At 40.0% G+C, this 25,994-nt stretch carries 18 protein-coding genes and 2 riboswitches; of the genes, 1 reads left to right on the plus strand and 17 read right to left on the minus strand.

The features are described 5' to 3' along the window. Window positions 1-102: 102 nt before the first annotated feature. Window positions 103-254: riboswitch (SAM riboswitch) on the minus strand. A gap of 201 nt (window positions 255-455) precedes the next feature. From KCTC52924_RS02360 to KCTC52924_RS02425, 14 genes are all read right to left on the minus strand, one after another. Continuing rightward, the gene (locus KCTC52924_RS02360) at window positions 456-1,520 is read right to left on the minus strand and encodes an NAD(P)/FAD-dependent oxidoreductase (protein WP_251809047.1); all 1,065 of its coding nucleotides are present in this window, start codon (window positions 1,518-1,520) and stop codon (window positions 456-458) included. 106 nt (window positions 1,521-1,626) lie between these two features. Beyond that, a complete protein-coding gene (cobA, locus tag KCTC52924_RS02365) occupies window positions 1,627-2,460 on the minus strand; it encodes a uroporphyrinogen-III C-methyltransferase (protein ID WP_251809048.1) in 834 nt (277 codons plus the stop codon). 4 nt (window positions 2,461-2,464) lie between these two features. Further along, window positions 2,465-4,555, minus strand: a complete 2,091-nt coding sequence (locus tag KCTC52924_RS02370) for a HEPN domain-containing protein (RefSeq protein ID WP_251809049.1) — start codon at window positions 4,553-4,555, stop codon at window positions 2,465-2,467. A 113-nt stretch (window positions 4,556-4,668) separates the two neighbouring features. Then, on the minus strand, window positions 4,669-5,916 hold the full coding sequence (locus KCTC52924_RS02375) for a sulfate adenylyltransferase subunit 1 (protein WP_251809050.1): 1,248 nt from the start codon (window positions 5,914-5,916) through the stop codon (window positions 4,669-4,671). Between the two features lie 89 nt (window positions 5,917-6,005). Next, window positions 6,006-6,908: a sulfate adenylyltransferase subunit CysD gene (gene cysD, locus KCTC52924_RS02380; protein ID WP_251809118.1), complete on the minus strand. Its 903-nt coding sequence runs from the start codon at window positions 6,906-6,908 to the stop codon at window positions 6,006-6,008. 122 nt (window positions 6,909-7,030) lie between these two features. Next, a complete protein-coding gene (locus KCTC52924_RS02385) occupies window positions 7,031-7,654 on the minus strand; it encodes a phosphoadenosine phosphosulfate reductase family protein (protein WP_251809051.1) in 624 nt (207 codons plus the stop codon). A 35-nt stretch (window positions 7,655-7,689) separates the two neighbouring features. Continuing rightward, on the minus strand, window positions 7,690-7,956 hold the full coding sequence (locus KCTC52924_RS02390) for a DUF2061 domain-containing protein (protein WP_251809052.1): 267 nt from the start codon (window positions 7,954-7,956) through the stop codon (window positions 7,690-7,692). A gap of 215 nt (window positions 7,957-8,171) precedes the next feature. After that, window positions 8,172-8,582: an Rrf2 family transcriptional regulator gene (locus KCTC52924_RS02395; protein WP_251809053.1), complete on the minus strand. Its 411-nt coding sequence runs from the start codon at window positions 8,580-8,582 to the stop codon at window positions 8,172-8,174. Window positions 8,583-8,669: 87 nt separating this feature from the next. Continuing rightward, on the minus strand, window positions 8,670-9,842 hold the full coding sequence (locus KCTC52924_RS02400) for a PLP-dependent aspartate aminotransferase family protein (RefSeq protein WP_251809054.1): 1,173 nt from the start codon (window positions 9,840-9,842) through the stop codon (window positions 8,670-8,672). 173 nt (window positions 9,843-10,015) lie between these two features. Further along, window positions 10,016-13,402 carry a bifunctional aspartate kinase/homoserine dehydrogenase I gene (gene thrA, locus KCTC52924_RS02405; RefSeq protein WP_251809055.1) on the minus strand — a complete coding sequence of 1,129 codons (3,387 nt, stop codon included), beginning with the start codon at window positions 13,400-13,402 and terminating at the stop codon, window positions 10,016-10,018. Between the two features lie 140 nt (window positions 13,403-13,542). After that, entirely contained in the window at window positions 13,543-14,835 is a 1,293-nt protein-coding gene (locus tag KCTC52924_RS02410) for an O-acetylhomoserine aminocarboxypropyltransferase/cysteine synthase family protein (RefSeq protein WP_251809056.1), read from the minus strand. 133 nt (window positions 14,836-14,968) lie between these two features. Continuing rightward, window positions 14,969-15,108: riboswitch (SAM riboswitch) on the minus strand. A gap of 74 nt (window positions 15,109-15,182) precedes the next feature. Next, window positions 15,183-16,439 carry a methionine adenosyltransferase gene (metK, locus tag KCTC52924_RS02415; RefSeq protein WP_251809057.1) on the minus strand — a complete coding sequence of 419 codons (1,257 nt, stop codon included), beginning with the start codon at window positions 16,437-16,439 and terminating at the stop codon, window positions 15,183-15,185. A gap of 245 nt (window positions 16,440-16,684) precedes the next feature. Beyond that, window positions 16,685-19,372: a TonB-dependent receptor gene (locus tag KCTC52924_RS02420; protein WP_251809058.1), complete on the minus strand. Its 2,688-nt coding sequence runs from the start codon at window positions 19,370-19,372 to the stop codon at window positions 16,685-16,687. 34 nt (window positions 19,373-19,406) lie between these two features. Then, on the minus strand, window positions 19,407-20,240 hold the full coding sequence (locus KCTC52924_RS02425; protein ID WP_251809059.1) for a GLPGLI family protein: 834 nt from the start codon (window positions 20,238-20,240) through the stop codon (window positions 19,407-19,409). Between the two features lie 203 nt (window positions 20,241-20,443). Between KCTC52924_RS02425 and KCTC52924_RS02430 the strand changes: the two genes are divergently transcribed. Further along, complete coding sequence (locus tag KCTC52924_RS02430; RefSeq protein WP_251809060.1) at window positions 20,444-21,058, plus strand: deoxynucleoside kinase; 615 nt, start codon at window positions 20,444-20,446, stop codon at window positions 21,056-21,058. A gap of 90 nt (window positions 21,059-21,148) precedes the next feature. Here KCTC52924_RS02430 and KCTC52924_RS02435 read toward each other — a convergent pair whose 3' ends face one another. The 3 genes from KCTC52924_RS02435 to KCTC52924_RS02445 all read right to left on the minus strand — a co-directional run bounded on the left by KCTC52924_RS02435 (window position 21,149) and on the right by KCTC52924_RS02445 (window position 25,931). Beyond that, the gene (locus KCTC52924_RS02435; RefSeq protein ID WP_251809061.1) at window positions 21,149-22,165 is read right to left on the minus strand and encodes an App1 family protein; all 1,017 of its coding nucleotides are present in this window, start codon (window positions 22,163-22,165) and stop codon (window positions 21,149-21,151) included. A gap of 3 nt (window positions 22,166-22,168) precedes the next feature. Next, complete coding sequence (locus tag KCTC52924_RS02440) at window positions 22,169-23,434, minus strand: MgtC/SapB family protein (protein WP_251809062.1); 1,266 nt, start codon at window positions 23,432-23,434, stop codon at window positions 22,169-22,171. 79 nt (window positions 23,435-23,513) lie between these two features. After that, window positions 23,514-25,931: a sodium-translocating pyrophosphatase gene (locus KCTC52924_RS02445; RefSeq protein ID WP_251809063.1), complete on the minus strand. Its 2,418-nt coding sequence runs from the start codon at window positions 25,929-25,931 to the stop codon at window positions 23,514-23,516. Window positions 25,932-25,994: the final 63 nt, after the last annotated feature.

Consider the following 25,994-nt stretch of genomic DNA (forward strand, 5'->3'; position numbering starts at 1 on the left):
CCGTCCAGGAATATTAAAAAATAAATTCTCCTAAAATCCCAACATTCTAATTGGGTGGAGTATAATCAAGTAAGGAAGAGTTTAAGACCAAGGTCTTTCTTTCAGTTATCTATTCCGGATAAAAAACGGATACTATCGTCTTAGACACAGATTAGAACGTAGCACCTTCTTTATACTTCCTAAAAGATTGGGAGAGAAACAAAGGGTTGCTAAGGCTTCATTGGGTCTAATCCCTCCGCCTTTCTTGATAACGTTTTCAAATTGATAATGAACAGGGTACAAAGTAACGTAACAGTAATTGTAAAAGCAAGGAAAGCTCAGTTTTTTTTGACCTAGTTAGGTAGGTATGGAACCATAAAGACCCGTTGGATTATCACAATTCAACGGGTCTTATTTTGCCTCTCCTAAAATCCCTGACTCCCGTCTTGAGACATAGCTGCCAGAGAATCTTTAGCTTAAGCCAATATACTTTGCACGACTTCTTTTTTCGCCTCCTTTTTGCTTCCGTCAAATCCTTCCACTCCACCTACGGTAGTGTATTTCATAACATAGCGTTTCCCTGGATTGATCAATTGATAAGCACTTTGACACATTACCGCCGCTTCGTGAAAACCGGATAAGATCAATTTGAGTTTACCAGGATACGTATTTACGTCCCCTATGGCATAAACTCCTGGAATATTGGTCTGATAGTCATAGGCATTGTTCACCTTAATGGCATTCTTTTCTATTTCCAATCCCCAATCTCCAATGGGACCTAATTTAGGCGACAGACCGAATAAAGGAATAAAGAAATCTGTTTCCACATAGGATTCCCCTTTCCCCTCATCATTGTGCTTTACCACTACCGCTTCCAAATGGTCATCCCCATATAGACGGACAACCTCAGCTTGGGTAAATAATTTTATTTTTCCCAATTTAGCCAGTTCAGCAGCCTTTTCCACAGAATCCAATGCTCCTCTAAATTCGTCCCTTCTATGTACCAGAGAAACTTCGGAAGCCACATCGGCTAAGAAAATGGCCCAATCTAGGGCAGAATCTCCTCCACCCGAAATCACCACTTTTTTATTGCGATATACTTCAGGATCCTTTATGATATATGCTACTCCCTTGTCTTCAAAATCTACCAAAGATGGAATTAGAGGCTTTCTTGGCTCAAAAGAACCTAATCCTCCAGCAATAACCACCACAGGCGCATGATGCTTGGTGCCTTTGTTTGTAGTTACTACAAAGGTCCCGTCATCCAATTTATCCAAGGTTTCTGCTCGCTCGCCAAGTGTAAACCCTGGCTCGAAAGGCTGAATCTGTTGCATTAGGTTTTTAACTAGATCTCCTGCCAATATCTCGGGAAATGCCGGAATATCGTAAATAGGTTTTTTGGGATATATTTCTGAACATTGTCCACCGGGTTGTGGCAATGCATCTATTAGATGTGTTTTCAATTTTAACAATCCTGCTTCAAAAACGGTAAACAAACCTGTTGGTCCAGCTCCTATTATTAGTATATCTGTCTTTATCATACTACTTTTTTTAAATCTAATGTTAAGTTAAGAGTGTCGCATAATCCAATGCGTCTTTTGTGTCATATCTGCTTTAACTTAGCACCTATTATATCAATACCTTTTCTTACACTAATGTTTGTTGATGTTGCGAACTACTTACTATGTTTCTGGCGTGGTCCATCACTATGGATCTGTGTTTTACTACCTCGCCTATGATAATGATAGCCGGATTGCTCAATTCCTCTTTGGCTACTATTTCTTGAATCGACCCTATGGTACCGATACCTACCTTTTCATTTTTACAGGTTCCGTTTTGGATTATAGCGATTGGGAGTCCCGATTTTCCTTCACCTTTAAACAAATCCACTATCTCGCCAAGCTTCCCCATTCCCATAAGTATTACTACCGTTGCGCTAGATTTCGCGGCCAAGGCCACATCTGCCGATATTTTATGATTCTTGGTAGTTCCCGTGATCACCCAAAAACTTTCAGAAGCTCCTCTTTTCGTTACTGGGATATGTTGTGATGCTGGCACTGCCATTGATGATGAGATTCCCGGGATCATGGCTACTTCCAATCCTTTGCTGGCTGCATAGTCCATTTCTTCGGCCCCTCTTCCAAAAACAAAGGGGTCGCCACCTTTTAATCTAACCACATGCCCATGCGAAAATGCCCTGCTAACAATTAGCTCATTTATTTGATCTTGCTGATAAGCATAACACCCTTTTCTTTTCCCGACAAAAATATGTTCGGCATCTGGGGCATATTCCAACAAGGAAGTATCTACAAGGGCGTCATAAAGGACCACATTGGCCGACTTTAAAACTCGTATTGCCTTAAGCGTAATGAGTTCCACATCTCCAGGCCCTGCGCCTACAACGGTCAATCGCTTAACCCTATTGGAACCTTGTACGGGTAAGGCATGTATAGTTTCTATGTTTTCAATTTTACTTATCATGCGCTTAGGCTGTTGTCAGTTCTAGTTGTCTATACGTTTCCACTTCGCTTAAAAATGTCCCTGCATCTTCTAAATACGACTTTGCAAAAGATTCCGTTGGTGCGTTCTCCTTTAATTGAAGCACCGTTTTCTCAAATCCTTTTTCCAATTTAAATTTCCCAGTGGCCACGAACAGTTTGTCAAAATCTTTAATAATACTGATATGGGTATTTACCTTGGTATTTTCGGAGGTCAAAAGCGCTTTTGCAGTGTTAACCATAGAAGAATAGGAGTGGTAAATACTTGCCGCCCATTTTTCTTCTTCCAAATTCAATTTTGCCGTTTCCAATTTTTCCTGACTGTCAAATAATAGGGTCGCTATTAAATCGATGACCACTCCTGCACATTCCCCTACTCCAATAGCCTGTTCATATTTTTCCGTGTTACCCCAATCGATAAAATCTGAAGGGCTTAGGTTTTCCACATCGGACAAAGGCTTTAAATACTCATAGAAATACATTTGTCCTTTTTCTTCGTAGTACTCCACAAAGGTCTTCCCATTCCCGTTTAGATCAAAGTCGTCCAAAATTGATCGCAGAGCCTGAGGTCCTCGTTTACTTGGGATCTTAATTACCTTATCTGCATAACGACCATTGCCATCACCCAAATTACCGCCGCCTAAAAGTACCTGTAGGGCAGGCGCTACTAATTTATTCTTGGTCCTCACCGACATGCCTTGAAATCCAATATTGGCCATATTGTGCTGTCCACAAGCGTTCATACATCCGCTTATTTTTATTACTACATCCGGATTATTAATATAATGTGGATATTCTGCCTTAATCACCTTTTCCAATTTATCGGCAATTCCAGTACTACTGGCAATTCCTAGGTTACAGGTATCAGTTCCTGGACAAGCGGTGATATCTACTGCAGTATTGTATCCGATTTCGACAAAATCGAGTTTTTTTAGTTCTTGATAAAAGAAAGGCAATATAGATTCCTTAACATGGGGAATCAATATATTTTGACGCAAGGTTAACCTGACTTCACCAGCGGCATATTTTTCTACCAAATCGGCCAACTGTCTTGCCTTATCAATATAAAAATCACCCAACAATACTTTAATTCCGACTGCAACATACCCCTGTTGCTTTTGCGGCACCAAATTGGTAGATTTCCAAAGTTCAAAACTATTATGGTCCTCTATGATTGCCTTTGGAGCTTCAGTTTCTGCTACGTTGATCTTGGGATAGGATTCTGGGTCAATTTCATAGGTTTTAAATGGAACAGCCAGTTGTTCTTCTTCCAATAATTTCTTAAATCCGTCCAGTCCAATATCCTTCAAAAGAAATTTCATTCTGGCCTTCGCCCTGCTCTTACGTTCCCCATAACGGTCAAAAACACGCACCACACCTTCCATCAATGGAATGATTTGATCTGCGGGAAGGAAAGAATACATTTCATCTGCAAGTCTTGGCTGGGAGCCCAAGCCGCCGCCCAACATCACCTTAAATCCCCTTACGCCATTCTCAATTTTAGCAATAAAGCCAAGATCGTGCATGTAGGAAAGTCCAGTATCGGTATCCGAGGCTGAAAAAGAAACCTTAAATTTCCTTCCCATTTCCTGACTTATTGGGTTTCTTAAAAAGTATTGGAATAAGGCATCGGCATAAGGAGAAACATCAAATGGCTCACTTACATCTATTCCCGCCGTTTCGCTAGCCGTAACATTACGCACCGTGTTACCACAGGCTTCACGGATAGTAATGGCATCTCTTTCCAACTGGGCCCATAATTCCGGGGTGCGATTAATATCCACATAATGGATCTGTATATCCTGACGCGTAGTAATATGTAAACGTCCCGTGGAATACTCCTCGGACACTTCACAAATTCTCCTCAGCTGTTGGGAAGTAACTTTTCCATAGGGCAATTTTATCCTGACCATTTGGACCCCAGGTTGTCTTTGTCCGTAAATTCCTCTGGCCAAACGTAGACTACGGAATTTTTCCTCGTCTAATTTTCCACCTTGAAATTCATGGATCTTATTAGCTAAGGCAATGATATCCTTTTCTACTACCGGGTTTTCCAATTCTGTCCTGAAACTCTGCATGATCCTTGTTTTATGAATTCAAATAATGATTTACTTTCTAATTATATAGTATCTCTATAGAAATAATAGATTACTATAAAGCAGCCTTACCACGTTAGATAGGCATAGGTTATTTACTCAATAAATCCTACCCCTGCCGTACTATTGCTCTGATTATCTATTAGGATAAAAGAACCGTTGGTACGGTGCTCTTTAAACGTATCGTAAAAAATAGGCTTGTTTAATCTAAAGGTTACTTGTGCAATATCGTTCATTGCCAAAGCACTTATTCCTTTTTCTATTCCGGAATAGTCTGGCTTTATTTTATGATGGATATTTTCTACTTTGGCCAATACTTTGTTTACCCCGTGTTGTAGTACATACTTATTGCCAACACTTAATTCTCTGGAGTCCATCCAAGAAACCGTGGCTGTAAATTCCTTTTCAACCTTAGGCAAATCGTTTGCTTTCACCAACATATCCCCTCTACTTACATTAATTTCATCTTCCAATGTGATGGTAACAGAGGACCTTCGTGTAGCAGTTTGATACTTCTTATCATAGAAATAAATATCCTTTATTCTAGATCTGGTCATAGATGGCAGCACTACCACCTCATCACCAACACTCAATTCCCCTCCGTAGACTTTCCCTGCAAACCCTCTAAAATCGTGAAATTCCTCGGTTTTAGGTCGGATTACATATTGTACCGGAAATCTTGGAGTACCTACATTGTAAATATCCGCTCTATCCAAGCCTTCAAAATGCTCCAACAAGGTCTGCCCCTTATACCAAGTCATCCGATCTGAGCGGTTAACCACATTATCGCCTTTTAGGGCACTAACTGGAATAAAAGTGATTTTCTGATCCTGATAATCACGTTTCCCCATCAGCTCCTCAAAATCGGTCTTGATCTCCTGGTATCGTTCCTCTGAAAAATCTACAAGATCCATTTTGTTTATGGCTACTATTACATCTTTAATCCTCAGAAGGTTGTTGATGAAAAAATGCCTATGGGTCTGTTCTATTACTCCTTTTCTAGCATCAATTAGTATAATTGCTGCCTGAGAGGTAGAGGCACCGGTAACCATATTTCTAGTATATTCTACATGTCCAGGGGTATCGGCTATGATATAACTCTTGGTATGGGTAGAAAAATATATATGGGCAACATCTATGGTAATTCCCTGCTCCCTTTCGGCCACTAGACCATCGGTCACCAAGGAGAAGTCCAGATAATCATATCCTTTCTGCTTACTGGTTTTTTCTATGGCCTCCAATTTATCATCGGTAAGGGATTTGGTATCGTACAGCAATCGTCCGATCAGGGTACTTTTACCATCATCCACACTTCCTGCCGTTGCTATTTTTAGTACTTCCATTATTCAGTCTTAAGTATTGAGTATTGAGAGGTATAATTAATCTGTCAAGCAGCTTATAGTGTTCCTCTTGTTTGTGCTTATAGGAACTTCTAAAAGTATCCTTGTTGCTTTCTTTTTTCCATGGCGGCCTCAGATCGTTTATCATCTATTCTAGCCCCTCTTTCCGAAATCTTGGATTCCCTGATTTCCCCTACCACCTTTTCTATTGTATCGGCATGGGAAAGTACGGCAGAGGTACAGCTCATATCCCCTACGGTTCTAAAACGGACCATACGCTCTTCTACAAGCTCGTCCTTGGCACGGAAAACCACCTCATCTTCTGCAGACCAGATAAAACCATCTCTTAAAAATATTTTACGTTTATGCGCAAAATAAATCGATGGAATTTCAATTTCTTCTTTTTGGATATAGCTCCAAACATCCAATTCCGTCCAGTTGCTTATAGGAAATACCCTTACATTCTGTCCCAACTCAATCTGACCGTTCAACATATCGAACACTTCTGGGCGTTGGTTTTTTTCATCCCATTGCCCAAAATCGTCCCGAACGGAAAAAATGCGTTCCTTGGCACGTGCTTTTTCCTCATCCCTTCTTGCACCACCTATACAGGCATCAAACTTAAACTCCTCAATAGCATCCAATAAAGTAGTCGTTTGTAAGATATTCCTACTCGCATATTTACCAGATTCTTCTACCACTTTTCCTTGATCTATAGAATCTTGTACATTCCTTACAATCAATTCTACCCCGAGCTCTTTCACCAATTTATCCCTAAAGGCAATGGTTTCTGGAAAATTGTGCCCCGTATCTATGTGCATCAAGGGAAATGGGATCTTTGCGGGGAAAAATGCTTTTTGCGCTAATCTCACCAAGGTAATGGAATCCTTTCCTCCTGAAAACAAAAGGACAGGCCTTTCAAATTGCGCCGCTACCTCCCTAAGAATATAGATAGCCTCGCTCTCCAAATCGTTATTTATAAGTACCTCTAGCACCCTAGACTGATTAACGTCTATTTCTGTGTCCAAATCTGATTCTATTATGCTCAAAATAGTATTGTTATTTGATTTATTTTCACCTTTAAAAAAAGCTTCTTTCAACCGTTATTAATCTCTTATTATGTATGCAATCCACATTCCCTATGTTCCAAAACCTTGGTAGGATCGAAATATTTATGCTCATTGGGGAGGTTTTTTAATTTTAAATAACTGTCCAATTGACTGTCATTATAATGATAAAACGGACTTACTTTTAACACCCCATCCTTACTAAGACTTAAAATATCCAAAGAATCCCTTAGTGCAGTCTGACCTTTCCTAAGATTGGTGAACCAGACATCTGGACCATGTTCCTCCATCGCCCTTTTAAATGGCTCTAACTTCACCTGTTCCGTAAAGAGGGCATGCCTTGGATCATCTATCCCTGGAATTCCCATAATAGCATCCCTATGTGCAGATGTCTGCTTCGGCACATACAACTTAATGTTTAATTGTAATCGCTTTATCAATTCCTCGGCATGTTGATAGGTTTGCGGGGTATTGTATCCTGTATCGCACCAGATTACCGGAATATTGGAACTCACTTCGGTAACCGCATTTAAAATAGCCACTTCATAGGGTCTAAAGTTTGTTGTCACCAATGGCCTTTGTGCATATTGAATAGCCCATGAAATAATCTCTTCGGGCGGAATACCTTTAAACTGCTGATTTAAATTGAGTATTTGTTGCTCTGTAAATGCCATTGCTTAATTATTTTGTTCCTCGTTATCTTATTCTACTACCTCCCCCAATTGATTCTATCCCAAATTCTTTCGTGAAAGAAATACAATAACATCTTCGTAAAAAGCTCTACCAGCCCGATAGAGAATGCCACTGATAAGGTTCCTGTAACCAACCATGAAATTATAATGGTATCCAAGGTCCCAATAAATCTCCAACTAATAGACTTAACGATACTCCGCTTCGGATTCTCCGATCGACTATCCGCTTTGTAGCTTTTTGAAACCGTACTGTTATTATTGGCAATCAACTGGTCTGCGATCATGTGGCAAAATACTTATAGTTTATTATCCTATCGATTTAATAGAGTAAGCAAAAATAGAACTATTTTGAAAAAATTTATATGAATTCCTAAACATTTTTCCAATTACCCTATAGTTTTAGTAGATTAATAAAAAATGAGTAAAAAAAATGCAGATTTACTATCCTTTGGAAGGAAGTTGATAAATATTATTCGTTAAAATTTAATAAAGTTCCCTTTTATGACACTAGATCTGCCAGGGTATTGTTCTTAAACACTTCCAAGGTACTATCCCTCACCTTAAGCATTAGTATGTGTACCGAACAGTTTGCTTCATCTGGACAATCGTCACATTTTTCATAGAAATTTAAGCTTACGCAAGGCACCATGGCTATAGGTCCTTCCAATACCCGCATCACGGTGGTCATGGGAATATCCTTGGGATCCTTAATAAGGTAGTAGCCACCGCCCTTTCCTTTTTTAGAACCAAGGATGCCGGTCTTTCTTAGGGTGAGAAGTATGCTCTCTAAAAATTTTTGTGAGATGTTCTCCTGTTTCGCTATCTCTGAAATTTGAACGGGCTGTCGCCCTTTTTGCGTCGCAAGAAAGGTAAGCGCTTTTAAACCGTATTTAGTTTTTTTTGAAAGCATGGAGCGAAGATAAGGAAAATTGGATATTTAAACCCGTAAAACATTAAGAGCTAAAAATATCCTTAATTCACCTCATTGACAATGCTACTAGCTATCCAGAGCCTGCTCTATATCGGCAATAATATCGTCTATATGCTCTAGACCTACCGATACACGGACCATTCCATCCGTAATTCCAGTTGCCAACCTATCTTTGGTAGAAAGCTTGCTATGGGTTGTAGATGCGGGATGGGTCACAATACTCCTGGCATCTCCTAGATTTGCAGAAAGGGATAGCATCTTAATGGCATCAAAAAAGTTGCGCCCTGCCCCCACACCACCTTCTATTTCAAAAGCCACCACACAACCTCCAGCCTTCATCTGCCGCTTTGCTATTTCGTATTGAGGATGAGATTTTAGGAAGGGATATTTCACCCAATTTACCTTGGGATGTCCTTCCAAAAATTGAGCTAGTTTAAGGGCATTCTCACAATGCCTGTCCACTCTCAGCGACAAGGTTTCCAGGCTTTTGGAGAGCACCCAGGCGTTAAAAGGGGATAATGATGGACCCGTCATTCTTGAAAAACGGTAAATTTTATCGATCAGGTCAGCACTTCCAACAGTAATCCCGGCCAACACCCTTCCTTGTCCATCCATTAATTTAGTACCTGAATGAATTACTAGGTCGGCTCCAAATTTTATGGGTTGCTGTAAGTAGGGCGATGCAAAGCAATTATCCACTATAAAGATCAGGTTGTGTTTTTTAGCAATTTGCCCCAATACTTCAAGATCTATAACGTCTACTCCTGGGTTGGTAGGTGATTCTGCATATAAAATCTTAGTTTTCGGCGTTACCAGTGCATCAATTTTATCCAACTCATTAATGGAAAAATAACTGTGGTCTATATTCCATTTCGGGAAAAACTGCGTAAAAAGGCTATGGGTAGATCCAAAAATATTTCGGGCAGAAATAATATGGTCTCCGCTATCCAGTAAGGTTGCAAAAGTAGAGAAGACTGCTGCCATTCCCGACGCAAATGCAAAACCATTCTCTGCCCCCTCCATTTTACACACCTTATCAATAAATTCGGTGGAATTGGGGTTTCCATATCTAGAATAAATATCGCGTTCCTTTTCTTCCGCAAAGGAAGCCCGCATATCCTCAGCGTCCTCAAATACAAAACTGGACGTTAAGTAAAGTGGCGTAGAATGCTCCAGAAACTGACTCCGTTCTGTTTGGGTCCTTATTGCTTCAGTTTCAAATTTATGTTGTTTCGCCATGATTATTATTTCTAACTAATTCTTTCTGATATTATTTTTTCTATCCAACCCCATCAGATTTCGTATAGGCCTTCCTTCTCTTCACAATCCGATTTCAACTACGCCTCCCTAACGGCAGGCAAGCTCAATCTCTGACAAACCTAGAGGTAGGCGGCGCCGAAGTCACCACATAATTATCCCTTCTCTGCAATCCGCAAAATATCTCCGAACACTCCCCTTGCCGTTACGGCGGCACCTGCGCCAGCTCCCTGGATGACTAAAGGATTTTGACCATAAGATTCGGTATAGATTTCAATGATGGAGTCGGAGCCTTTAATCTGCCCCAACGCACTCTCTTTAGGAACGGAAATTAATTTTACGTCCAAATTCCCTTTCTCTTTTTGTAGGTCCCCTGAAAGGTCTCCTACATATCGCAACACATGATTTGATTTTTGGGCTGCTTTGATTGTACTGAACTTTTCATCTAATACAGACAATTGCTGTAAAAATTCCGTTACTGATCCATTTTGCAAGGCTTCAGGAATAAGATTTTCTATTTTTATATCGGAGAATTCATTGCACAGATCCAATTCCCTTGCTAAAATCAGTAATTTTCGACCCACATCATTCCCAGAAAGGTCCTCTCGAGGGTCCGGCTCCGTAAATCCTTGGTCCATTGCTTCCCTTAATATGTCTGAAAACAAGGCGTCTTTCTCCGAAAAAGTATTAAAAATATAACTCAAAGATCCCGAAAACACTCCTTTTATCCTAGTGATGTTCTCACCCGAAAGATGCAACAATTTTATAGTATCAATCAATGGCAAACCAGCGCCAACATTGGTTTCATATAAATACTGCTTTTGATTCCTTACCAACTCCGCCCTTAATAATTGATAGTAATCAAACCCAAGGGTGTTGGCAATCTTATTGGAAGACACTAGATCAAATCCGTTGGCTACAAAATCCAAATAAGAAGCTACAAACTCCTCATTTGCGGTATTATCCACCGCAATAAGGTTTTCCAAATGGTTTTCCTTGGCATATTTAAAAATATCCTTCAATTGGTAGGGAATCGCTTTAGAATCCATAGCCTTTTTCCATTGTTTGGAAATTCCGTTCCTGTTCAACAACACTTTTTTGGAATTGGCTACTGCAAAAACATTGAGATGAATTCCTTTTCGCTTTTCAATGGCTGTATTAGATTTCAAAATCTGATCTATAAGTGTTCCACCCACGTTTCCATGGCCAAAAATGGCGATATTCACCTTTTTACTGATCCCGAAAATCTGCCCGTGCATAACGTTAAGCGCCTTGTGCAAGTCCGATTTTTTAACGACCAAACTCACATTTTTTCCAGTAATGGTATTGTTGAACAATAGTGGTACAATTTGATTTTTGATTAAGGCATTGTACGGTTTGTGAAAGGTACTCAAGTCCTGTCCTACTATAGATATAACGGAAACTTGATCTACCACGGTGATATTATTGATATCCTGTAACTTAAAATCGGTTTGGAATTCCTCTTCCAAAGACGATTTTGCCAGCGCAGCATTCTTAGCGGCCACCACTAGTCCGATTCCCCTTTCCGAGGATCCCTGTGAAATAATACTCACACTGATATTGTTATTCCCCAAGGTCCTAAAAATACGGGCATCTACCCCAACCTTGCCCAAAAGACCACGCCCTTCCAAATTAATCAAGGCCATGTTTTCTATGACAGATAAGGACTTAATTCCTTCTTTATTTGTTTTTGCACTGATTAAAGTCCCCTTATTATCATCATTAAAAGTATTAAGGATCCTCAGTGGAATATTTTTTTCGATCAGAGGGATGATGGTCTTTGCGTGTAAAATTGTGGTCCCAAAATTGGCCAACTCACTGGCTTCACTATAGGACAATTCATCAATTCGCTTCGCTTCGGCCACCAAATCAGGATTGGCAGTAAAAATCCCATCCACATGGGTATAATTCTGCAACTCTTCCGCATTTAAATAATTGGCCAATAAAGCTGCAGAATAATTACTACCGTTCCTTCCCAAGGTGGTGGTTTCATTAAGTTGGTTGGATGCGATAAATCCGGTGGCAATGGAAACCGTATCCGTATCCTGCTTTCCAAATTCACGTACAACATTTTCCTTGGATAGGGTATCCAGTACTTTTGCATCTCCAAAATTACTGTCGGTCTTTATTAACTTTCGGGTATCTACAAACCGTGCTTTAATTCCCTTTTCCTGTAACAATTGGGTAAGTAATTTAGCCGATAAAATTTCTCCATAGGCCAAAACCTGATCCTTTATCTTGGGGCTAAAATCCCCAAGCATGGCTACACCTTCAAACAATTTGGACAATCCTTTTAGTTCCTCGGAGTTGTCGATAGTATTAAATTGGTGTTTCTGATATTTTTCAAAATCTTTAAAATCCTTGTTGTAATCAACTCCCCTTGCAGCCTTATCAAGGATGTTTTCCAATTCATCAGTCGCCTTATTCCTAGCTGAGACCACTACCGCCATATTTTCTCCTGCAGCTACCTTGTCCGATATTATGCGAACAACAGAATTCAGGCCTTTTCCATTTGCTAGAGATCTCCCACCAAACTTTAGGACCTTTATCTTTTTGGATATTCCATTTAGATCGAAGATTCCCTTCAACAGTTCTTCCATCTGGTTAAATTCGATCAAAAATGCATCATGACCATGTAGGGACTGAACTTCTCCATAGGTTACATTGCTATTGGCTTGGGCCAATTTCTTAAAGGTATCCTTATTCTCCTTCGCTGTAAAAAAAAGATCGGAATCTACCCCGATAATATGGATATTGGTGTTGCTATTTTGAAGTGCTACAAAGGCCTCTTCCCCATTTCGGGTAATATCTATGGTCTTCAACAACTGGTTCATTAATTTATAAGCCGAGAGCTGAAACCGTTCCTGCAATTTATTGCCATGGTGTGTCAACCAACTTTCTACATTAAATACCTTTTGCTCCTCATTGGTACTCCTTTTAAATTTCTCTGTAAAAGATTCGGGAGTCCTATAGCACAACATGGCGTGCATACGGGCATCGTGTACCGGTTGCTTGGAATTCACCAGGAATTGCTCCTGAATCTGACAATTGGCAATCAACCAATCCGTAGACTTCCAATCGGAAGCTACAGGGATTAAATGCTCTGTTAAATTAGGATCGAGGGCAGCCATTTCCCAGGCAATACCACCTCCCAAAGAACCTCCAATAAGAGCATAGAGTCGACTTACCTTTAGGGCCTCCAATCCCAAAAGAAATATTTTAGCGATATCCCTTGCAACAAAGTCCTTATAACGATCTATTACAAAGCTATCATACCCATTCCCTGGAATATTAAAGGAGAGGATGGTGTATTTTTTAGTATTGATACACTTTCCATCTCCAATCAGTGAATTCCACCATCCCTGTTCCCCAGCTACATTAGAATTACCCGTGAGTGCATGGTTCACCACTATTATAGGAGCTGTATGTAATGGAAGTCCAAAAATCTCATATGACAAATTAATATCCAGTTTGTAACCGCTTTCCGTAACGTAATTTTGGATTGAAAGTTGATGTAGCATAAAATAAGATTGAAAATAAATTTTCTAATTATAACGGGTCTGGGGTCTTTTAAAATATAGGAGCGCTATGCCGATAGGACACTTAAATTGCGCTCCATATCTCCCTTAAATATTGAATAGTAGTATGGATGTAAAAAATATTAGGACAAAACCGATTTATCCAAAACGGCGAATGCCTGCTCTAAATCTGCCTTGATATCTTCAATATCTTCCAATCCAACACAAAGGCGTACCATATCTTTGGTTACCCCTGTTGTTTGTTGTGCCTTGTCATCCAATTGTTGATGGGTGGTACTTGCCGGATGGATAATTAAAGACTTGGTATCCCCAATATTTGCCAAAAGAGAAAATAGTTTTGTTTCGTCCACTATTTTTTTGGCCGATTCATATCCTCCTTTAACTCCAAATGTAACTATACCACTTTGCCCTTTTGGAAGGTATTGTTGTGCCAGCTTGTAGTAAGGGCTCGATGGAAGTCCAGGATAATTCACCCAAGCAACTTCTTCCCTATCTTGAAGCCATTTTGCCAATTCTAAGGCATTTTCGCTATGCTTTTTGATTCTGATTTCCAAGGTTTCCAATCCTTGGATTATTTGAAATGCATTGAACGGACTTAATGCAGCTCCAAGATCTCTTAATCCTTCTATCCTCACTTTGGCGATAAAAGCTGCTGCACCCAAAACGTCATGATACACCAATCCGTGATACCCCGGTGACGGTTCCGTAAACTCAGGAAATTTACCACTGCTCCAATCAAAAGTCCCGGCATCTACAATGACACCTCCCATAGCTGTACCGTTTCCGTTAATGTATTTTGTAAGGGAGTGGATCACGATGTTGGCTCCGTGCTCTATTGGTTTCACCAAAGCACTTGTGGCAACCGTATTGTCTACGATAAATGGAATTTTGGCGTTTTTAGCAACCACGGAAATGGCTTTTAAGTCCAATACGTCCAATTTAGGATTCCCTAAAGATTCCACAAAAATGGCACGGGTATTATCTTTTATGGCTTTGCTAAAGTTTTCCTCATCCCCAGCATCTACAAAAGTAGTAGTGATTCCCAATCTTGGGAGCGTTACTGCCAATAGGTTATAAGTACCCCCATACAAACTACTTGAGGCTACAATATGATCCCCAGATTTTAACAGCACCAATAATGCAGTGGAAATAGCAGCAGTTCCCGTGGCGGTAACTACCCCAGCAATTCCCCCTTCCAAAGTGGCCAATCGTTTTTCCAAGATATCGTTGGTAGGATTGTTCAATCTAGTATAGATAAATCCCGGTTCGGATAAGTTAAATAAATTTGCGGCATGATCTGTATTGTTGAAGACATAGGCCGTATTCTGGTAAATTGGCACCGCTCTAGTCCCTCCTGTTAATTTTGTGTCGTGTCCTGCGTGCAAGGCGTTGGTAGCAAATTTTTGAGTACTCATGATCTTTTTTGTTTTTTATTAAATTATTAAAATATTAAAATATCAAATAAAAATCCAAAGCAAATAGTGCAGACAGTCCACTATTATAAAATCAAAAAGTTAAAAAGAAAGTCAATTGCCGAAGCAATCGTTTGTGTTATCTGCCTGGGCCACATTAAAACCCAAAGGGCATAATGTTGTGGTTAGGTAGAATGTAGCACCTTCATTGACATATGGGTCAAAGGGTTGCTAAGGTTTCAAAGGGTCTATTCCCTCCACCTTTCTTGATAACAATTCAATAAGTGTTTGAACTTTAGGTATGCAAATATAGGTAGGGAAAATTTCTTTTTCCTACTATTTTCATAAAATTATAGATTAAATGCTTTTTTTACTTTATCTAATTCATCCAATTTTTCCCATGTAAACAATTCTACTTCCTTTTCCACTCTCCCATTATAAGGGGATTCGAATACTTTGGTCACTTTGATGGATTCTTTTCCCATATGGCCATAGGCAGCGGTTTCCAAATAAATCGGATTTCTCAGTTTTAGTCGTTCTTCTATGGCAAATGGTCGCATATCAAACAATTGAGCCACTTTTCCGGCAATCTCCCCATCGCTTAAACCAACTTTTGAAGTACCATAGGTATCCACAAATATAGAGGTAGGTTCTACCACACCAATGGCGTAGCTCACCTGCACCAACATCTCATCCGCAACACCTGCAGCCACCAAGTTTTTGGCCGCATGTCTTGCCGCATAGGCAGCACTACGATCTACCTTACTTGGATCCTTACCACTAAACGCGCCTCCACCGTGGGCACCTTTTCCACCATACGTATCCACAATGATTTTTCTACCAGTAAGACCGGTATCGCCATGTGGACCTCCAATGACAAATTTCCCCGTTGGATTTATATGATATTTTATTTTATCATCAAATAATTTCTGGATATTTTCCGGCATTTGTTCCATTACCCTCGGAATTAAAATGGAAACAATGTCCTTTTTAATTTTAGCCAACATCACCTCATCGTCCGCATCAAACTCATCGTGCTGGGTAGAAACCACAATAGTATCTATCCGCTGCGGCACATTATCATCGGAATATTCAATGGTAACTTGGGCTTTTGCATCAGGTCTTAGATAATCGATCTGTGTATTTTCCCGTCTTAATTGGGCCAAAACCTGTAAGATTTTATGAGAAATATCCAGAGCCAATGGCATGTAATTGTCGGTTTCCTTAGTAGCATATCCAAACATCATCCCTTGGTCACCGGCTCCCTGTTCTTCTTTAGAGCCCCTATCTACACCCTGATTGATATCTTTGGATTGTTCATGGATCAAGGAAATAACCCCACAAGAATCGCCGCTAAATTTATAATCGCCATTGGTATAACCAATTCTATTGATGACGTCCCTAGCAATTTGCTGAACATCTAAATAAGTGCGACTCTTGACTTCCCCGGCCAATACCACCTGACCTGTGGTCACTAAAGTTTCACAAGCTACCTTGCTATCCGAATCGAAGGCCAAAAAATTATCTAAAAGTGCATCACTTATCTGGTCTGCGATTTTGTCAGGATGTCCTTCACTGACCGATTCTGAAGTAAATAAATATGCCATATTCGTTGTATAACTAAATAAGGACAAGGATTTGAAGAAGCCTAGAGAAGAGGTGATGTAAGAGTTATAAAAACCACCAACAACATAAACTGCTTTAGCATTTTGTTACACCAATTTTCTTATTGGCCTTCAGAGGTTGCAATCAGTCAAATCCTTCCTCCTAAATTATCAAGTACAAAAGTACAAGAAATACTGAGGTATCAAAACTGGTTTAACAACTATTTTAAAATGTGGTCCCAAAAAGCCTACAGATCATATTTTACAGTAAACAGCACATATCGCGGCTGGATAAAATAGGAAGAGGTGGTAAAAAACAGTTCATTAGTACTATCTCTATCCAAAGTTTTTGTATCTAAAAGGTTTGTTCCCTTGACTCCAAATTCCCAAGGACTGCTTTTTTTCTGATAGGATAAATTACCCTCCAAAAAACTATAGGTGTTCTCAATGGTATTTTCCTTGTCACTATAGTTATAGTAATCATAATCCAAGGTGAAAATAAAACTTTTCAGCAAGGTAGCATCAAGTTTGGCAAAAGGCCTATTGGTAAAATAGGTAGTGGCCCGTCCTCCATTATCATAATTGTTGATGGTGTACCTATACCCCAATTCCAAATTAGGAGCATTTTTAAGGTTGGTTGCCAAGGACGAGGAATAATTCTGCGTAAAAGATTCCGATTTCCTTGGTTGCATATCTACCAAATTATTGGTGGTAGACCAATAAATATTAGCCCCTACCGATGCCTTTATCTTCCCATAAGTACGCTGATACCTCCCATTAGCACTAAGGGACTGGTCTTCCAAATTAGAATTTATGGTGGTGCCAACCGTATTTATTCCAATAATCTCCGATGCACTTTTAAGGGCATCCATTCTTTTGGTATAGGTGAGGTTTCCAAAAATATTGGTGAGATTAAACATGTTAAAACTAAAGAAATTTAAAGAGAGATTATGGTTTAGGGCACTTTCCAAATCTCTATTTCCAGAATAAACAGAATTGTAGTTATTTAAAACAAATGCTCCTGCAAATTTATTCACATCCGTAAAAGACCGAGTAACCCTGTAGTTAAACCTTATGTTTTCCGATTTCTTAAGCTGTGCGTTAATATACAAATCAGGCAGCAGAGCAGTTAAATTGTCCGATACGGAGGTTCCCAACTGCTTATTTTTAGTTCCGTATTGATGCAAGGTAACCCCTGGATTAAAAGTAAAGATCCCAGATATTACCTTATAATGCACTCCCATATATAGATCCGAAATGCTATAAGCCACCTCATTGTTAAATTCATCCTCCGTAAAATCTAACCCATCACCTCCATCCAATATCTGGAAAATATTAGAATTAAAGTTCTGATGGCTTTGAGTAGTTCCCAAAGTAAGGTTTACATTACTTTTAAGGCCGGTAACCCAATAATAATCGAGCTTGGCATCCACTTTATTGGTAATGGTATTTTTGGACTGATTTAAATTGTAACTAGATTGATCTTGGTCTACGGGAAAAATATCCCCAAACGCAAAATTATCTCGTACCGCATTATAAAAAGGATCTTCATCCTGATAAATATATTGTGCCTCTAAGGCAAAGATATGTTTCGAATCTAAAGAGGTGTAATACAGATTGGCATTCTGACTAACAGATGTAGGTTTCTGTTTCTTTTTTTCTGTGATTTCATCGGTGACGTTGGAAATAGAACGTACATTTTCCATCTCCTTGTCATCGGATTGCTTTAAAAGCACATCATAATCAATTTGAAGTCTATCATGTGGCTTGTATAGGGAGCTAAACTTTACCAATCCCAAGTGCACGGTCTGATCTGTTGCCCTTGCAGCATCTTCTGTTTCGTTGGAGGATATGTACACTCTTCGAGTTTGGTTCTCCATTAAAGTCGCTGTATAGGAATAAATTGCAAATCCGCTTAAATCCCAGTTTTCCTTTGGGGAATAACTAAAATTTACAGCCGCAAATTTAGTGTCTAGTTCCTTTGCCCTGTTGTTTTGTAGGTTCGACAAACCCAATCCATCACCCCCAATATCAATAGCGCTTCCACTACCACTGCCTAGGTTCCGAAATCCGCCGGTAAAATTCTGGTAATCCCTTCGGTTAAAGGGCGCCTCTCCAATATTATTTAAATCGGTTATTATATTGATACTGTAATCCGGACTGTAATAGAATAACTTTGGATGCGCCAAATAACTATCCTCCGTTCCATAACCCGCTGTAATTTCCCCAAACCAAAACCGCTTCTTTCCTTCTTTTAATTTTATATTTATGGCTACATTATCCGTATCGTTGGTTAGGCCCTTCATTTGCGACACCTCGTTATAATTTCTCAACACCTCTATTTTATCCAATGCATTGGCTGGGATATTTTCTGACGCCAGTTTGGAATCTCCATCAAAAAAATCCTTTCCCTCTACCATTACTTTGGTCACCCTTTTCCCCTCCACCTCTATTTGTCCATCTTCATTTATTGCTACTCCTGGTAAATTTGCGAGCACGTCCTTCAGTTTTTTCTCTGTCCCCGTAAGAAAGGAATCCGTATTATAGACTATGGTATCCCCTCTTACCGAAATTGGCATCTCATAGGTAACCTCTACCCCGTCCAATTCATTGGTTTGCTCGTATAGCACAACGTCCTTTTCTACATTCCCTGATGGCACCGTAAAGGCGAATTCCTCCGTTTTAAACCCCAAATAGGAAACGCGGATCTTAAAATTTGAACCCACTTTTAAGGACAGTTTATACAGCCCGTTATGATTGGTAATCCCATAGGCTTCCAATACTTGGGTATCGGAGTTTATAGCGATAACGTTCGCCATATCGACTCCCAATCCAGTAGTATCCTTAACGGTTCCCGTCAATGTTATTTCTTGCCCAAAGGCCGATAAAAAAATGCAAAAAACCACAACTACTGAAAAACAAGTTTTTTTGTACATCTATAAAATTTAAATACCAAATGGATCTTAAAACCTACTGTCGCCTTCCTCCCCTGTTCCCATTTCCTCGACGGAAATTGTCTCGCATTTCAGACATCTTTTCCTTAGAAATCTTATCATACTCCTCCTGCGTCACTTTCTTGCCTCCAGTAGGGGCCTTAATTTCTTTCCTCTCTGTTGGATTTAGCACTATTTTCGTACAGAGGGTTATGGTAACATCATCACTTACCTCCAAGATTAGGCCTGGAAGCCCCCAATATTCACCTGGACCTTGATTAACTGGGATATCTAGCGTATACCAGGCCACTACTTCCACTTCCTTTTCCAAAAATGCTTCTTCCTTATTTTCCGTATTATCATTGCCCCTACGAAAAGCAGCCCTCATGTTTGGTCTTTTAATCGTTTTTAAGGCGGTAGCTTTGTAGGCCATATAATTCCCGATCTGTTTTGTTTCTCCTCCCAGTTTCCATTCCAATTTGGGCAATTCATCCTCCACCAAAAATACCTTCCCCAAAAGCTCATTTTTCACCAAATACCTTCCTTCCTTCACGTCTTTGTAATAATCTCCACCTGCACCGCCCATCATACCAAACCTCATGCCTCCCCTTCCGCTACCTGGCTGCTCCAAACGCTCTTCTTCCTTATAGATTGAGGTAGACTTATCAAAGGTTAAAATATTTGTTCGCTCATTGGCTTGTTTAATGCGCTCCATTATTTGCTTTTTTCGATCCTCCGGAATCTGTCTTCCATCCAAATCCATATCCACCGTAGTTTTACTGAAATAGGTTGCCTCCCCCTGAAAGTCTTGGGAATGGACACCAAAATGAAACGCAAACAGTAGCAATGGCAAAAAAGATAAAACCTTCATAATACTATAATTTTATAATTGTAGTTAAGACTATTGAAAAGCGTTTTGGTTTAATCCAAATAGGAGTAAGTAAGTTTTAATTCTATTTCCTCAGGTTTTCATCGGATATTAACTTAAAGATTTTAACATGCACACTATATCTCGTATATTGTACCGCTTAATCAAATGTGCCCATAAACACTAACCATAATACATACTTACCTATGCATATTGCTGTCGCTGGAAATATTGGAGCTGGTAAAACAACCTTGACCAGACTTTTGTCCAAACACTACAAATGGGAGGCTCAATATGAAGATGTTGAGGACAACCCCTATTTGGATGATTTTTACAATCAGATGGAACGTTGGAGTTTTAATCTCCAAATATATTTCCTTAATAATAGGTATAGGCAGATTTTGCAGATCAGAAATAGTGGCAAAGAAACCATCCAAGATCGTACTATTTACGAGGATGCCCATATTTTTGCGCCCAACCTACATGCAATGGGCTTAATGACCAATAGGGATTTTAAAAATTATACCAGTCTTTTTGAGTTGATGGAAACTTTGGTACAACCTCCAGATCTATTGATCTATTTAAGAAGTTCTATTCCCAATTTGGTAAACCAGATTCACAAAAGAGGAAGGGAATATGAGAACACAATTTCCATTGAATATCTAAGTAGGTTGAACGAACGATACGAAGCTTGGGCACAAAGCTATAAAAAAGGCAATCTTCTGGTAATAGATGTAGATAAACTAAACTTTGTGGACGAGCCGGAGGATCTCGGCTTGGTCATCAACAAAATCGACGCTGAGATAAACGGATTATTCTAGCCCCTACATTCCCGGGGTTAACTTCTCTTACCACATTTTAGTAAAGGGTTTTTAGCTCCTTGGTAAGCTGTGATTATATCATAATAATTCCTAACGGACAAATCCATGCTCCCTAGCATGTGCTATAGCCTGATCGGAATCAGCCACCAACAACACTGGCACTGTTTTATAATCTGCATACAAGCTTTTAACCCTAATCATCTTCTTTTTATGGGACACAGTCCGTAAATATATGGCTTTAACCCTATCTGGAAAGCGTTGTGCAATTTTCATATAAATATCAGCATCACGCTCCCCACTATCTCCTATAAGAATAAAGGGCACTTCCGGATAATTCTTAAGAATATTCATTATTTCACGGGGTTTGTGGGACTGGCTCTCCTCAGTTTCCACCTTGCGTCTTTTAAAGAAAGAACTTAGGCTCCTTAATAAAATAGGGCCTTTTGGAAAATTATTGTTTCTTAGAAAAAATTCGAGGTAGCGATACAGGTTCCACGGGCTGTTGCTCACATAAAAGATAGGGTTTGAAGCCTTTCCCGATGCCCCCCTATGCAAAAGGTGGTAAAAATCCGCAGCTCCGGCAAGGGGCAATCGTTTCCCTGGAGTTACAAACAATGTATTGTACACTACCCGCCATTTTAATAGGGAAACTAATCCCGTATGCAAAATTGTATCATCTATATCACTGATAACCCCAAAATCTGAAGTAGCGGAGGGCACCAACATCTCACCAGGGAACCTGTTTTCTAACTGAATTTCCCTCTTCAGTTCGGTATCTAAAAAGGAAAGTTCGTACGCCAACCATCCTTCTTCATTACATGTAAAAGGATGCTCCTCAACTTGGATTTTTTCCAAAAAATAACCTTCCTTATCCGTTTCAAACTCGTATTCCAACCCATTAGAAAGTTTCAGCACCAGCTTGGCGTTCCCAATTACATCTGTTTCAAATCGCTTCCATGAATTAATCAATAGATGAAAAATATTCTTTTTGGAAAGGTCTATATTCTCATCTTCTAACGCACGACCTTTTATATACAATTGCCGAGAAGTGCCATAGGTCTGAAAAGCGATGATCTGCAAGGGATCTTTTGTAGTAAACCAGCCCATTTCCTAAAAATGCCAAGTTGATGGCCACAGCCAAATTATGCATATTCCCACAATAACAGCTACCCCAAAAGAATAGGCAATCCATTTAGCCAATAGCCTTGTTCCCAAAATCGCTGCCAAAATCCCTTTAAAGATCAGATTGGAGAGTGAGGCCAACAAGATTAATCGCCATCCTGTGGAAACCTCCAAGGCACCACCTTTAATAAGTTGAGATAAAGACAGCGTAATAGCGTCCACATCGGTGAGTCCACTTATTATAGCAACAGTATACAAAGCTTCATTACCAAACTCTTCCTTTGCAAAGGCCACAGCCAACAAAATTAGCCCATAGAGCAACCCAAAAACCAATGCGCTCCTAAATTGAGCCGGATTACTGGGTTCTGGCATCTTTTCATCTGTGGAATCCCTGGTTATATTGTAATACAAAACTACACAGATCAGTGCCATTAGCACAAATTGTGAAATTAATGGCAATAGCATTACAGAAATCTTTTCCGGTATAACAACGATTACTTCTACCATAACCCTAGCGAGGGCAATAGTAGAGGCCGTAGTGATTACAAAGGCCGCCAACTTTCCAATACCTGCGGTATCCGCTGTTTTCCTAGCATAGCTCACCGTAGTTGCTGTACTACTGATTAAACCTCCAAGGACCCCGTTAGAAATTATTCCGACCTTTTTTCCAACAAACTTGTAAATAAAATATCCCAATACGCTTAGCCCCACTATAAGGGTTATCATCAACCAGATATTCTGTGGATTTAACACCCCATAGGGTCCAAAAGTCTTGTTGGGCAAAATGGGCAGAACCACTAAAGAAATGCCCACAAAAGTCATTATGGCGGCAATATCCTTATCCTTTAATCGATTTATAAAATCATGGAGCCAGTCCTTAAGGTGTAGCAATACCGCCATGGAGGCTCCGATTATCACCCCTAAAACCCTATCGCCCATCACTAGGTATGCCCCAATGGCAAACATCAATAAGGCCGCTACCTCTGTAGTCTGCCCAACATCTGGTTGAGCAATCGATTTTAATTTTATAAAGTTCGCGATTACCAAAAGAGCGGTTACCGCCATCCCTAAAACTGGCAATATGAATGGATTACCATAATCTCTGGTCAGAAATCCAGAAAGGACCCCAAGCACACCGATTAAGGTAAATGTACGTACACCGGCCATTTCATCATTAGCCTTTTGACGTTGAAGTCCCACTAGGAGCCCCAATCCAAAAGCGATGCCCAGGGTTACTAGATCATTATAGTTCATTTAAATTTCCTTTACAAAAGTAAAAACCCCGTCTTTTAAACGAGGTTTTAATATAGTATCAAATTATAAATTCTGCAACTTACTTTTCAATTTCAACCTTATCGATAACAACTTTAATATTGACATCGTCACCAATAACGGTAGTTTTTTCAAAGGCTTCCAACTGTGCCCTTACTTCTTCCCGAGTTCCCCTAAAGGTTGTCTCTTCTTTTAGCTCTTTGCCATCTTTAAGGGTAGTGTAACTTACAATAGCTTGCGCTACATCTTCCGATTCCGAAAGCATTTCAACTTTCACTTCTTTCTTGGCTACGCCTGTCTCAATTTCATGACCTCCTAAAATAGGTGCAATAACCAAACCAATTAAACAGGTAAGTTTTATTAGGATGTTCATAGAAGGACCGGAAGTATCTTTAAAAGGATCTCCTACAGTATCTCCAGTAACAGCAGCCTTATGTGCCTCAGATCCTTTATAGGTCATTTCTCCATTAATCTCCACTCCAGCTTCAAATGATTTCTTAGCATTGTCCCAAGCACCACCAGCGTTGTTCTGGAATATGGCCCACAACACACCAGATACGGTAACACCTGCCATATATCCTCCTAACATTTCTGCGATCAATTGGTTGTCGCTACCATAGACCAATTTTCCCAAAAGCACAATAGCGATAGGAAATCCGATAGTCAATATTCCAGGCAACATCATTTCGCGCAAAGCCGCTTTGGTAGAAATATCCACGCATTTAGCATAGTCCGGCTTCGCAGTTCCTTCCATAATTCCTGGGATTTCTTTAAACTGTCTTCGCACCTCATAAACCATGTCCATGGCGGCCTTCCCTACAGAATTCATTGCCAATGCAGAAAATACTACTGGAATCATTCCCCCAACAAAAAGCATCGCCAATACAGGTGCCTTAAAAATATTTATCCCATCTATCCCGGTAAAGGTTACATAGGCTGCAAATAGGGCTAGGGAGGTCAATGCCGCTGAGGCAATTGCAAATCCTTTTCCAGTTGCTGCTGTGGTATTCCCTACGGAATCCAAAATATCTGTACGTTCTCTTACAATGGGGTCTTGCTCACTCATTTCGGCAATACCTCCTGCGTTGTCGGCAATAGGGCCAAAGGCGTCAATAGCCAATTGCATAGCTGTTGTTGCCATCATAGCGGAGGCAGCCAATGCCACCCCATAGAAACCTGCTAGGGCATAAGAAGACCATATTGCAGCAGCAAAAACCAATACTGTAGGGAATGTAGAAATCATCCCGGTAGCCAGACCAGCAATAACGTTGGTTCCCGCTCCAGTACTCGATTTTTGAACTATTGCCAATACGGGTTTTGTACCTAAACCAGTATAATATTCCGTAATAGAGGAAATAACACCACCTACGACCAAACCAATCACAGTAGCATAGAATACTCTAATTGAGGAAATATCTTTTAACCCTTCACCAAAAAATTCCATTTTCATGGTTTCTGGCAACATATAGGTTACCAACACATAGGAAGCGATTAAAGTAAGCGCTATAGAAACCCAATTCCCCACGTTTAAAGCACCTTGTACTTGCTTTTCCTTGGCATCATTACTATTAATCTTTACCAACATAGTACCGATTATGGAAAATAAGATTCCGAAACCAGCAATGGTCATAGGCAACAAAATAGGTCCGATCCCACCAAAGGCATCATCTATAGCACCCCCCATATCCTTTATCACATAGTTCCCCAATACCATGGCCGCCAAAACGGTAGCCACATAGGAACCGAACAAATCTGCACCCATACCGGCCACATCGCCCACATTATCTCCTACGTTGTCTGCGATGGTAGCAGGGTTACGCGGATCGTCTTCCGGGATACCAGCTTCTACCTTACCTACTAAATCTGCCCCAACATCCGCAGCCTTGGTGTAAATTCCACCTCCAACTCTAGCGAACAAGGCAATGGATTCTGCCCCAAGGGAAAATCCTGCCAAGGTTTCCAACACTATCGTCATATCCTCAGTAGAACTCCAAGTACCATTCATAAAGTACTGGAACAAAAGAATAAATGCAGTTGTCAATCCCAATACCGCCAATCCGGCAACACCAAGTCCCATTACGGTTCCTCCACCAAAGGACACCTTTAGGGCCTGTGGTAAACTTGTCCTCGCGGCCTGTGTAGTCCTAACGTTAGTCTTAGTAGCTATTTTCATCCCCATGTTTCCTGCAAGTGCAGAGAAAAATGCTCCAAAAACAAAGGCCACAACAATAAGTATATGGGTTGTTGGCACAATAAAGGACACTGCCGCCAAGGCAATACTGGCACCTATTACAAAGTATGTCAATAATTTATATTCGGCTTTCAAAAAAGCTAGGGCACCTTCATAGATATAATCTGAAATTTCTTTCATTCTACCGTCCCCGGCATCTTGTTTTAATACCCAAGACCTTTTTACCGCCATAAAGACGAGGCCGATCAATGCCATTATTATTGGCACATAAATAATTATTGATTCCATTTATTGATTATTAGTTGATTATTTAGGGGGATAAAAGTAATAAAATAAGCGAGAATAAAAAAA

It is taken from the genome of Arenibacter antarcticus, assembly GCF_041320605.1.
In the GTDB taxonomy this organism is placed as follows: domain Bacteria; phylum Bacteroidota; class Bacteroidia; order Flavobacteriales; family Flavobacteriaceae; genus Arenibacter; species Arenibacter antarcticus.